Here is an 11,451-nt window from a genome sequence, read left to right as displayed (position 1 = left end):
ACTTGAATTTGATTTGAGGTTGGATTTGACTGACTGACCGTGTCATAAAAAACGATAAATAGACTAAAAAGAACGCATTTAAATATGCTATACATTAAGGCATTGCAAAAGCATGATGCTGGCAATTTTAAAAACAAAAACATCATTCAGAGGATAGGGCAATGCGGATAAGAAAATTATTATGGCTTGCCACCACAAGCCTGATGTGGCTTGGGGTAACACAAGCACAAGCAACCAGTTTTAACAATGTCGTGATTTTTGGTGATAGTCTCAGCGATGGGGGTAATGTTGCACTGTATACAACGGGTACACAGGCGAGATATACCACCAATCCAGGACAGACAGCCGCAGAACTGGTGGCTGAAGGCGTGGGTACAACCACATCACCTTCATTACTCAGTGGAAGTAACTATGCTTGGGGTGGTGCAGGGGTTGTTAATAGTTTGGATCCTGGTATTCCGACTTTACAGCAGCAGTTATTGCAGTACCTAAGTTTAACAGGCGGAACGGCTAACCCAAATACTTTATATGAAGTGTGGGGCGGCGCTAATGATATCTTTGGTTTACTTGAAACTTCAGGTATTACACAAGCTCAATTGATTACAGGAACAACAACAGCAGCCAATACTGAATTAAACTTGTTGTCGTCGTTAAAACAGGCAGGCGCCAATTATGTCGTGGTGTATAACTTACCCAATATGGGGCTGACGCCTTCAGCGTTAGAGTCAGGTCCTACAGTTGCAGGCTATTTAACACAACTGGCACAGCTTTATAATTATAATTTAAGTAATGGTTTAGACAGTTTAAGTGCTTCGGGATTAAACATTGTACCTGTCAATGTTTATGGATTACTCAATGAAGTGGTTGCCAACCCTGCCGCCTATGGCTTTAGTAATGTCACTAATGAAGCCTGTGGTGTGGGCTCATCATCTGTTGCATGTGGTCCTGCTGGATCAGGGGCGCCGTATACTTATGCTGCAGGAACCAATCAGAGCTACTTGTTTGCTGATGGAGTACATCCGACTACTGCAACCCATCGGTTACTGGCACAGGCAGTTTTGGCAGAGTTAGCTGCGCCTGGGCAAATGTCTTTATTATCAGAAGCTCCACTCGCGATTACAAAAGCTCAGTATCGTGCAGTGAAAAATGAAATGCTCACCGATGTAAATGGTGGTGAAACTCGGGTATTTTTTAATCTGGACTATAATCACCAGAAACTCAAAGCTTCGGACAGCTCACCTCAGTTAAATAGCAATAATGTCAATTTTACCTTTGGTTCAGACGCTCAGATTAATTCCAATTTTTCGGCTGGGGTTGCTATGAGCTTAAATCAGCAAAATGGTAATTTCTCTAACAGTCAGGGTGATTATAAATTATTTGATGTCAGCGGTTTGGGTTATGGTATTTATCATAAAGGCAATGGTTATATTGGTGGTTTTGCCAATGCAGGCAGCTTGCACTTTACCGACATTAAACGTCAGATTCAACTTGGTACGGCAGTGCGCACAGAAACTGCTGATGCTCAAGGTTACCATGTTGGTGGCGGGTTAGATGGAGGTTGGTGGCTAAACCTAAATGACTTAAAAACAGGGCCTTTTGTTCATTTAGAGTGGCAAACTATCAAAGTAAATGATTTTGCTGAGCATGGTGCGGACAGTACAGCAATGTGGTTTGGGAAACAACAGCGCGATTCGTTTGTCTCTAGTGTGGGCTGGCGCTTAAAAGGTGACTGGATGTATCGAGATGTCAAAGTTTCGCCATTTGCTGAGTTAGCTTGGAATTACGATTCGCAAGCAAACAGTCATGGTGTTCGTGTAGGTTTAAACAGCATGGGCGGCAGTTTTGTACTTTCAGGTTATACACCAGACAAAAAATGGGGTAGTGCAAGTCTGGGTTTAACTACACAATACACGCCAAATCTTTCTGCATGGGCAAGTGCCAATGGTGAATTTGCAAATCATTCATCAGATAACCTTGGGGTAAATTTGGGGATGAAATATTCATTCTAATCGAATCTGTGAAATAAAAAGAGATCATCAAATGATGATCTCTTTTTCATTTATATATGCTGGATTTACATATATTTCATAAATCGTAGGCCATTTGCATAAGTATAACTTGGAATCACTGAAGAGCTAGATGCAGTACTTCTACTCAGGTCAATGGTAATGTTACCTTGCATCGTTGTTGTATCTGCCGTTCCTGCAATAACGAGATTCCCAATAATATTAATGGTTCCTGTACCTGTAAACTTACCAGATGCATTGCCTGTTCCTCCTGCACCATATGATGCAATAATGTTTCCATAATAATTTAGAACAGCTTTATTAGCAGCATCAAGGCTTAATTGATTATTGGTTAGGAATAGAATGTTGGCAATATTTCCTGGGAAACTTGCAACTGAACTGGTATTAAAACTACCATCAGAGTTGCAATATTGTGTAGGAATATTTGCAGCAGCCTTTGTGCCACATACGAGAGTCAAATGATCTGTATTTGTTGTGGAGTAGTAAAAATAAGGTGCATAGTTATCGATCGTTCCACTGTTGGGTGAATTTACAGTAATACTACCTTTAGAAATAATGGTATTGACCAGAGTTGAGCCTGCTGCCAGATTGATCACAACATTAGTATCAAACCATAACACACCGACTGGTAATGTTTTAGATGGATCAATTGTCCAAGAGCCTGAGCTATAACTAATCCCACTAAAGCTTGAACATGAGATACTGGTTGTAGTACTCACTTTTGTTGTTCCAGAGTACAGATTTAATTTATTACAAGTTGCCCCTGATGCTGTGAATTGATAGTTCGAGTAAGCCTTTAGGTCATCCGCAGTAATGAAATCAGTTGCTGTGTAAGTTCCGACATTAATACCACCTGAAGTGAGTGTGCTATTGACATTTTTTCCAGAAGTATCGGTTACAACACCACCTTTTACCAAAATAGTAATCGGGTTATTTGAATCTCCTGTAAAATCTGCGCTACCACCAACGACTAAACCACCTGCAAACACTGAACCTGTGAGCGTGGTCGAGCTTAATGTAGATGCTTTTTGGTAAACAGTGCGTATGGTTGCAGATGCGCCGCCACTAGTGGCTGTGACATCAAAACAGTATTGGGTTACTGCACCAGTTGGGCAAGTTGCAGATTTGGCATAGGTTGCAACAGTCGAGTTTGCTGTTCCTGTCAGTGTTCCATTTTTATCTGTGATTGTCCCACTTGTGATGGAGGAAATCTGAGCATCTGTTTTACTATATAAAAAATTAGATAGAGCTTTGACACCAATAGTGCTTTTTTCTTCAGCCTGAGTTTGTGCATGTGAAGTAATTGCAGAGTCCTGCAAACCTCTTAAGGTAATAAATACACCCAAGACAATAATAACGAGAGAAAGGCCAATCAGCAAAACAAACAATAATGATGCAAAACCCTGCTGGTGGCGTACTTTTTGTTTTTGAGAAACAAGATTAACTTGATTGTTCATCACTTCCACCATTTATCTAAAGTTAAACAGGCAGGTTTGATTATTCACCTGATTTTGAGTCGTACCACTACCTGCATAAACATTTGCTGTGAGCACCACTGCGTATGCACCGCCATTGTTCAGTGAGTTGCTTACGCTATACGGATTACAGTTTGTTACCGTAATCACTTTTAAGCTCGCCATAGCAAGATTGGTATCGCTGACAGGAACAAGAATAGTCGGTGTTTCTGTAGTTGTGCTTGCAGGTAGTGCCAAACTGCTACAGCTATAGCCCGCGCCATAATAAAATAACCCACTGCCAGTATGTGTAGTTGCAGTCGAACTTGTACTTACAGGGTTATCTTTATTGCTGATAATGAGTGCCTGACAGGTTGAGGTATCTGATTTCCACACCAAACTGCTTCCTGCAGTGCCGACAGTAACTTGTGTACCAGAACTATCGTAGGCGGCAAGTGTTGTTCCATAAGAGGATGTTACGCTTGAGTTTGCACCAAAACCAATCCCTTGCAAAATTTTATCTGCTGTTGCTAGCCCAAACATGACGCCACTATCGCTTTTTGCGCCTGCTGATGAATCTCCTGCGACATGCACAACAGATACATAAGCTCTTAAAATCGCCAGAGCAATAACTGTAAAAATGAGCAATACAATTAAGACTTCGATCAGTGAGAACCCTTTTTGAGAAAACATTTTATTTTTCATAGTGATGTCCTCAAGGGCTAATGGTAATAGGACTAGGAATCAAGCTGGTTGTTGTACTGTCTGTAGATGACACCGAAATTGATGGTGATGTTACAGCGACATCAGACGCTGATAAACCATTTGCTGAAACCGTATAAGTTGCAGACGATGACGTACAAGGTGTAAGGGCGTTGGTACCGTTAATGCTGATACTTGATGACGACGTGCAGCCACCATTTTGTAAAATGTAACGCATTTTACTTACGGTGAGTAAATGGATATTCATGTCTCGTTGAGTGACATTTGCACGTGCTAAAAGATAAGCACTTCCTAGCCCGATCACCATGAGTAGCAACATTGAAATGAGGACTTCTAATAAAGTGAAACCATTATTTTTTTTCATGATCAATCACCTTAAAACGCCAGTTACGCTTTGAGCTGAACTAGCAGAAATGGTATAGCTAGAACATGTATTGTCAATCGTCGTAGGGGTAGTGGAATTTAAAAATTGAACAGTATTGTTCAGTAAAATTTTTGAACTGCATGCTGTTGGAAGCGTAATGCTCGTATCTTGATCAAATGAATCACTCCAAATCGTTGTACTGTTACTATTACTAATGGAGACTGTTTTGGCGGTATTATCAATGGTAATCGTTGCAACAGTTGGATTTGTTGCATCACTTAAAACTTTATTGGGATTTTTCAATGCTTCAGTTTTTGCTTTATTAAAGGCTTGAGTCAAAACAGATTGTGCTTTTGACACATGCGCAGTTGCGATCCATGATCGTCCCAAAGGAGCGATTGAGGCAATAATAACGGCTACAAGAGCTAATGTGATGATTAACTCAATTAGCGTTATGCCTTTTTGATATAGCCCTACCATGATGTTAGCCCGCCACAGCCTGTGCCTGTATCAGTAATAGTTTTGGTATTGGTATTGGTGAGCGTCAATGTGCATCCAGCATTGATCGTACCAGTTCTCCCTACAGCTTTAAGTGTGTAATACACAACGGGTGTACCTGAGCCTGTTGCACTTGCATTGAGGGTATAGGTGAAATTAGCACTCTCTGCAGGAGTCCAGGTAATTCCGTTATTGGTCGAAATATAATTTTGTGCATCCTGATCAGATGTACTATCAATATATTTAAGGTTGCGTTGGTAAAGGTTTTCAACAACAAGACTTAAAGAAGTAAGGTCAGTCATTGCTGAACGCACATGAGATTTAATGACATATTTATTGTAAAGTGGCATCGCAATTGCGGCTAAAATTGCAATGATGACGACGGTGACCATGAGTTCTAATAATGTAAAACCTGTTGTATGACGTTTCACTGCTGTTCCCCTATAACTTTAGCCTTGAGCTTCTTATTAAAATTTTATCTCTATGTTGGGATATACAATAAAACTAGTCGATGAATGGATGAAAATCGGCGATGAAATGAAATTTTTTATAAAAACATGAACTTATTTTTATATGATTATGAGTAGCAATAAATGATGAATGTTCTCGATGAAAGAGGTTTATTAAAAATGACTCATGACTTATCTTATTTGAAATGAAAGTCTTGAGTCATCATTGGGCTGGATATTAATCAATCAGCATGAGATCTGCTGTATTTTCCAGTTTCAAAGGTCGCAAAGCAAAAATAGAACGTGTATGGCGAATGCCTTGAATCGAATATAACTTTTTACGCAAGAACTTTTCATAATGCTCGGCATCTTTGACGGCAACTTTGACTAAATAATCATAATCACCTGTGACCAAATGTGCTTCGATGACTTCGGGAATGTCTGCAAGTGTTTGGCTAAATTGTTCTAAAATTTCATCATCATGACGTTCTAGCGTAATTTCAATAAAAAACAATTCGTTAATCCCAATAGCTTTGGGATTAATATTCGCAGTATAGCCATCAATAATTTTAAGTGTTTCTAGCCTTTTTAAACGTGTCCAGCAGGGCGAAGAGGACAAACCAACCTCTTCAGATAATTGGGCAACCGTTAAGCGCCCATTCTGGCGTAAAGCCGATAAAATTTTCCGATCTATTTTATCTAATGTGTATTCTGTGCTGCTCATAAATTAAACTTTGGAAGAATTTTCTGAAAAATAAAAATATACACGTTTTTTATTTTGTTAAATCAAGAAAAAGCTAAAAAATCGGGAAACATTTGTCACTTATTCACTATAGACTTGATTTATAAGATCAAAGTCACTTGGGTAATGCCTTTGATTCTACAAATAGCACCTTTTCAGGAAGGGTGCCTCAAAAGGTGCTATTTGTTCTCAATCTTGCTCTTTGAGCTCTTCCAAAAATTCATCAATTTGTACACGCCAAGGAATGGATGGTTGCGCACCTGCATGGGTAACCGCGAGCGCCGCTGCTGCGCTGGCAAAATAGCTGGCATCCAATAAGTTCTGATCTTCAAGAAGTGCTGTCATTAAGGCACCATTAAAAGTATCGCCTGCACCTGTAGTATCAACAGCATGTACTTTAAATGCAGGAATATGTTGTCCCTGACCCTGTTGACTCAGCCAAATGCCTTGTTCACCTAGTGTGATAATCACCATACCAACGCCTTGCTGATGCAAATGCTGGGCGGCTTGTTCTGCGCTTTGGAGGTCGTAGACCTGAATTCCCGTTAGTGCAGAGGCTTCAGTTTCATTGGGGGTGATCAGATCAATCTGTTGCAAAAAATCTTCAGGTAATTTCTGTGCTGGCGCAGGGTTAAGCACCACTATGGTATTGGCGGCTTTGGCAATCTTGACGGCATCAATTAAGCTTTCAAGAGGTGTTTCCAATTGCAGTAAAAGGGCATCGGCACAGCGAATTTTTTCAGCATGTTGAGCAACATATTGTGGACTTAAACTTGCATTTGCCCCTGCATAAATTCCAATGCAGTTTTCAGCTTGATTGTTGACAAAGATGAGGGCAACACCTGTATTTTGCTCGGGAATCTGACAAACTGCTTCGGTATTCATGCCATCTTGAACAAACTGCGCCAAAATGTCTTGAGCAATCGCATCACTGCCTAAGCACGCGAGAAATTGAGTGTTGGCCCCGCTACGACTGGCAGCAACGGCTTGATTTGCACCTTTGCCACCAAATGCCAGTTGGTAGTGGGTGCCAGTCACAGTTTCTCCAGCTTGTGGAAACTTATGCACATTTAAAAGATGATCAACATTAATACTGCCCAGTACGACCAATTGTTTATGATTGTTATTCATTTTTTTGCTCAACAGTAAAGTCACCAGAGTCAGCATAAAGGATTTTTAATTGGGACAGAAGTAGCAAAAAATCAGGTAAATAAGGTTAGAAGTTGCTGAAAAATTCCTCAAATTCTATAAGGAATTTGTTAATATCGAATTTTTCTTTTTCACGTCTCTGCCATGACAGCTTTAGACTATTATCGGCGCACACGTCGTTTTTGTTATGACGTGCTGCATAATACTGATTATGATACGCCTGCAAGCCGCTATTTCAACTATTTGCTGATTATAATGATCATTGCAAACGTTTCAGCGGTTTTGGTTGAATCAGTCGATCATGTTTATCAAGCACATGCGTTTTATTTTGATCGTTTTGAACATATATCCATTGCAGTGTTCACCATTGAATATTTGCTGCGACTGTGGAGTGTAGTTGAAGAAGATCTTGAAACTCCAGCATGGAAGCAAAGATCTCATTGGCTTTTAAGTGGGGCTGCTATTGTTGATTTTGTAGCAATTTTCCCTGCGTATCTCAACTTTTTTGTTCATATGGATTTGAGTTATTTACGAATCCTTCGGTTGTTACGACTGCTGAAATTGACTCGTTATTTTGTGTCATTACAAATTCTGTTGAATGTCATTGAGCGTGAGAAAGGTTCATTTCAGGCGGTCATTTTTATTTTAATCATTATGATTGTGCTGGCGGCAGGTGGAGTCTACGCTTTTGAGCATGAAGCACAGCCTGATGTTTTTGGCTCAATTCCACAAGCCATGTGGTGGGCAGTGGTGACATTAACCACGGTTGGCTATGGAGATGTAACGCCTGTCACCAATGCAGGAAAGATACTCGGCTCAGTGATTATGGTTTTGGGAGTTGGTTTAGCTGCTTTACCCGCAGGTATTCTGGCAACAGGTTTAGCCAATGAACTCAATGTGCGTAAGGAACGTCTTGAGCAAGAATTTCGCGAATTGATTATCGGAAAAGACTTGGATTTGGTGAATGATGAAAAAGAAATACAGCAAATAGGGCGTATAGTCGGACTAAGAAAAGAGCAAATTCATGAAATTCAGATGCAATTAATTCGAGAACAAATACTCGAAGAGAAGGAACAAGAATTAAAACATTATAAATATTGCCCGCATTGTGGTGAAAAGTTGCATGACTGAATAAAAGTTGATTTTTGTGGTTTTATCATTTTGTTTACTAAGACATTTTAAATTTGTCAGGATTTATTGCCAACGCAGAAAAACAACGGATTGGTCAAGAATATGGCTCATGCATACCGCGCCAAACTTAGACAGCAAACTTCCTTGCACATGGATTTTGGTCATATCCTACTTTTATGAAGAACGTTTCAAAGCTTGTATGAGTTAGGGTAAATCTTTCTGATTGTTACATCTGATATTCAGAATTTAATACACGCCATCCTCAGAATGGCGTGTAAATACACCTTAGAATGTCCAATTTAAAGTCAGTGTAGCTTTCAGAGGCTCACCAGGTTGAACCCAGTAATTGGTATAACTCGATACATAATAGGTACGGTTAAACAGGTTGCTGATGTTTAGCTGCACCCGCACGTCTGGACGCGGCAAGATATAACCACCCACATTTACCACGGTAAATGATGGCAAGCTTGTACTGTTATCAATATAGTTAGCACTGCGCTTGCCAAAGTAATTGAGGTTGCCCACTAGTCCAGCAGGGTAATCTGCAATATGGAATTGATAATCTGCTGACAGGTTTGCCATGTGTTTTGGAATGTTTTTTAGGCGCGCACCTTTGACATCGACCTCACTTTCAATCATTGAAGCATGGGTCAAGGTATAGTTGGCACTCACTCGTAAATTTTGCATAAGTTGATGCTGTAATTCGACTTCAAGCCCGTGGCTTTGTACATGTCCGCTATCCACATAACTGTCGCTAATGCCTTCAGTCAGTAAGTGGTGTTTATCCAGATTAAAATAGGTCAGCCCGAACCAGCTTTTTGGCAAAAACTGGTATTTTGTGCCGATTTCCCAGCTTTGAGTTTTTTCAGGATCATACAATTGATGGTTTTTATCTAAACCTGTGTTGAGTTCAAATGACTTGCCCCAGTTGCTATACAGTGACCATTTTTTAGTGGGTTGATAATTGATCGCTACGCGTGGAGTAAACGGTGTAAATGCCTGCTTGGCAGAAATCCCTGTACGGTAATCATCAATCTGTTGTTGTTGGCGGTTATAACGTCCACCCAGCACAATATTCCATTGATCATTCAGGAAAATCTGATCTTGCAGGTTCAGTCCCAACATATCTTGGGTTTCTAGGCTAAATTTGGTGGTGCGGGTCAGCGGTAAAATCGTCTGACCATAAACAGGGTTGCTAATACTAATAGGGCTGCTTGCACCTGATGTACTTCTTCGTTGTAATTGATCAATGGTGTAATGTCCTGCTTCAAAGTTGGCAACGACTTCGTGACGAATCGAACCTGTAGAGAATTTGCCACGTAAAATTTGCTGGAACTGGGTGGTTTCAGTTTCAAAATGCCGATAACGGCGGAAACGGTTGGCAGTTTGCCCATCGCTGCTGATGGATGAAATCTCGGTTGATGTACCTTCACGTTCACCATGTTCATAGCTCAGCGCCGTGGTGCTGTCCCAATTGTCATTCAATTGATGATTTAAGCGTAGCTGAACCATCTGATCTTTGATCTTGATATCGCCATCGCTTGGTTCACCGTAAAAGCTATGAATACTGCCGAACTGACCGTTGGCCATCGGAATACCACGGTCAAACACACCACTGTAATTTGCAAATTCAGTGTCTAGATTCAACTGGGTCTGATCCGAGATTTTCCATACCAGTTGTGGAGCAATGTAATAGTGTTGATTATCGACATGATCTCGAAAACTTTGGTTGTTTTCATAGGCCACACCTAAACGGTAGGCAAGGGCATCGTTGATCGCTCCCGTAGTATCCACCGAACCGCGATACTGTTCTTCGGTACTGCCACTGACCGAAAAGCTGGTTTTCGGTGTCCACTCGGGCTGTTTGGTGGTGATGTTCATAATTCCACCAATTGCGCCTTGTCCATACATGGCTGCCATTGGCCCTTTGAGAAAATCAATCGACTGGATGTTGACCATGTCGCGTGGTGCATGAATTCCATTGAGTGAACTCAAACCGTTACGCATGTACATCGTGCCCATATTCGGGTCGGTGCTAAAGCCACGAAATGAATAGTTATCCCAAAATCCGCCACCATAACTGTCCTGATACATCACGCCATTCACTAGCGCCAGTGCATCACTGACCCGTTGAATGTTGTAGTTCTGAATATCGTCTTTGGACACATGTGATTTGGTAAATGGAACTTCAAGTAGCTTGTGTTTAAACTGGGTAATCGCTTGAGAAGAAATGTGGCGTTCATCCTGTTTTTCGGCAGATACGGTAATGATGGGTAAGTCTGAAACAGTATTGTCATCAACGCTGTTTGCAGCATTTACCGTGGCAGACATAGACGCAGCAAGAATTCCCCAAGTGAGAGGGTGCAATAAAAAAATACGTGGCATAACGAAGCCTTTCAACAAAAGCAAAATAACGATGTGCGAAAAAATTTTCGCTTAAACAAAACTATGCAAAGTTGAAGGCAAAAGGTGGGGCACGTCCTTGAGGACATAGAAATAAATGCCGTAGATAGAAAAACACATAGCTAAGCGCTGCAAAGACAATTAGACGGACTAGAATTTTATCTTCGATCAGCGTCAGGCTTGGTTCAGTAATCGGCGAGAGATGATGGAACAGCTCACAGAAGTGACAATGCTGCAACATCTTGTCATGTTGTTTTTGCATTTGGGAATGCTCATCCGCAGACATGTGCATCTGTGACATGGACATGCTGCTTTGTTCAAGTGCAACGCTAATCTGCTCACAAATCATGTTGTTTTGCATCATTTTCGGCATAGCCACTTGCCAAAACACAAGGTTTTGTAGCAAAAGTGCCATCAAGCCGAAAAAGAAACCATAACGTCGCATGACTGAGTCTAAACCTAGACATTCCCCAAAAAAGGTACACAGCCTAGCACAAGATTGATAAGATGC

Annotated in this window: 11 protein-coding genes; 2 read left to right on the top strand and 9 right to left on the bottom strand. The window is 40.9% G+C overall.

The annotated features are described in order from the left end of the window. The first annotated feature begins 161 nt into the window (after positions 1-161). Complete coding sequence (locus P255_RS07940; RefSeq protein WP_004900611.1) at positions 162-2,009, top strand: autotransporter domain-containing protein; 1,848 nt, start codon at positions 162-164, stop codon at positions 2,007-2,009. 65 nt (positions 2,010-2,074) lie between these two features. Here P255_RS07940 and P255_RS07935 read toward each other — a convergent pair whose 3' ends face one another. The 7 genes from P255_RS07935 to rbsK form a co-directional block, all read right to left on the bottom strand. Next, on the bottom strand, positions 2,075-3,484 hold the full coding sequence (locus tag P255_RS07935) for an autotransporter outer membrane beta-barrel domain-containing protein (RefSeq protein WP_004900613.1): 1,410 nt from the start codon (positions 3,482-3,484) through the stop codon (positions 2,075-2,077). A 12-nt stretch (positions 3,485-3,496) separates the two neighbouring features. Further along, positions 3,497-4,186 carry a prepilin-type N-terminal cleavage/methylation domain-containing protein gene (locus tag P255_RS07930; RefSeq protein ID WP_004900615.1) on the bottom strand — a complete coding sequence of 230 codons (690 nt, stop codon included), beginning with the start codon at positions 4,184-4,186 and terminating at the stop codon, positions 3,497-3,499. Positions 4,187-4,196: 10 nt separating this feature from the next. Next, positions 4,197-4,568 (bottom strand): prepilin-type N-terminal cleavage/methylation domain-containing protein, encoded by a 372-nt coding sequence (locus P255_RS07925; protein WP_004900617.1) that lies wholly within the window; start codon positions 4,566-4,568, stop codon positions 4,197-4,199. A gap of 6 nt (positions 4,569-4,574) precedes the next feature. Next, the gene (locus P255_RS07920; protein ID WP_004900619.1) at positions 4,575-5,048 is read right to left on the bottom strand and encodes a pilus assembly FimT family protein; all 474 of its coding nucleotides are present in this window, start codon (positions 5,046-5,048) and stop codon (positions 4,575-4,577) included. Continuing rightward, complete coding sequence (locus P255_RS15075; protein WP_004900621.1) at positions 5,042-5,497, bottom strand: type IV pilin protein; 456 nt, start codon at positions 5,495-5,497, stop codon at positions 5,042-5,044. The genes P255_RS07920 and P255_RS15075 overlap by 7 nt, the downstream gene beginning before the upstream one ends. Before the next feature lie 256 nt (positions 5,498-5,753). Then, on the bottom strand, positions 5,754-6,239 hold the full coding sequence (locus P255_RS07910; RefSeq protein ID WP_004900623.1) for an Lrp/AsnC family transcriptional regulator: 486 nt from the start codon (positions 6,237-6,239) through the stop codon (positions 5,754-5,756). 207 nt (positions 6,240-6,446) lie between these two features. Then, a complete protein-coding gene (gene rbsK, locus P255_RS07905; RefSeq protein ID WP_004900625.1) occupies positions 6,447-7,388 on the bottom strand; it encodes a ribokinase in 942 nt (313 codons plus the stop codon). 162 nt (positions 7,389-7,550) lie between these two features. On the opposite strand from rbsK, the gene P255_RS07900 reads away from it, so the two are divergent. Continuing rightward, positions 7,551-8,537, top strand: coding sequence for an ion transporter (locus tag P255_RS07900; RefSeq protein WP_004900628.1), 987 nt, complete (start codon positions 7,551-7,553; stop codon positions 8,535-8,537). A gap of 285 nt (positions 8,538-8,822) precedes the next feature. Here the strand turns inward: P255_RS07900 and P255_RS07895 are convergent, their stop codons facing one another. Together P255_RS07895 and P255_RS07890 are read right to left on the bottom strand one after the other, a co-directional pair. Next, entirely contained in the window at positions 8,823-10,922 is a 2,100-nt protein-coding gene (locus P255_RS07895) for a TonB-dependent receptor (RefSeq protein WP_004900631.1), read from the bottom strand. Positions 10,923-10,983: 61 nt separating this feature from the next. Continuing rightward, positions 10,984-11,385, bottom strand: coding sequence for a DUF2946 domain-containing protein (locus tag P255_RS07890; protein WP_004900634.1), 402 nt, complete (start codon positions 11,383-11,385; stop codon positions 10,984-10,986). Positions 11,386-11,451 lie beyond the last annotated feature (66 nt).

Origin of the sequence: Acinetobacter brisouii CIP 110357, assembly GCF_000488275.1 — a bacterium.
Taxonomy (GTDB): Bacteria; Pseudomonadota; Gammaproteobacteria; order Pseudomonadales; family Moraxellaceae; genus Acinetobacter; species Acinetobacter brisouii.
The sequence above is the reverse complement of the archived record's forward strand: the minus strand, read 5'-3'. Positions and strand labels throughout refer to the sequence as shown.

Bases quoted from the DNA above. Each gene is read 5' to 3' on its own strand.
- P255_RS07940 (WP_004900611.1), top strand. From the start codon at position 162: ATGCGGATAAGAAAATTATTATGGCTTGCCACCACAAGCCTGATGTGG.
- P255_RS07935 (WP_004900613.1), bottom strand. From the start codon at position 3,484: ATGAACAATCAAGTTAATCTTGTTTCTCAAAAACAAAAAGTACGCCAC.
- P255_RS07930 (WP_004900615.1), bottom strand. From the start codon at position 4,186: ATGAAAAATAAAATGTTTTCTCAAAAAGGGTTCTCACTGATCGAAGTC.
- P255_RS07925 (WP_004900617.1), bottom strand. From the start codon at position 4,568: ATGAAAAAAAATAATGGTTTCACTTTATTAGAAGTCCTCATTTCAATG.
- P255_RS07920 (WP_004900619.1), bottom strand. From the start codon at position 5,048: ATGGTAGGGCTATATCAAAAAGGCATAACGCTAATTGAGTTAATCATC.
- P255_RS07910 (WP_004900623.1), bottom strand. From the start codon at position 6,239: ATGAGCAGCACAGAATACACATTAGATAAAATAGATCGGAAAATTTTA.
- rbsK (WP_004900625.1), bottom strand. From the start codon at position 7,388: ATGAATAACAATCATAAACAATTGGTCGTACTGGGCAGTATTAATGTT.
- P255_RS07900 (WP_004900628.1), top strand. From the start codon at position 7,551: ATGACAGCTTTAGACTATTATCGGCGCACACGTCGTTTTTGTTATGAC.
- P255_RS07895 (WP_004900631.1), bottom strand. From the start codon at position 10,922: ATGCCACGTATTTTTTTATTGCACCCTCTCACTTGGGGAATTCTTGCT.
- P255_RS07890 (WP_004900634.1), bottom strand. From the start codon at position 11,385: ATGCGACGTTATGGTTTCTTTTTCGGCTTGATGGCACTTTTGCTACAA.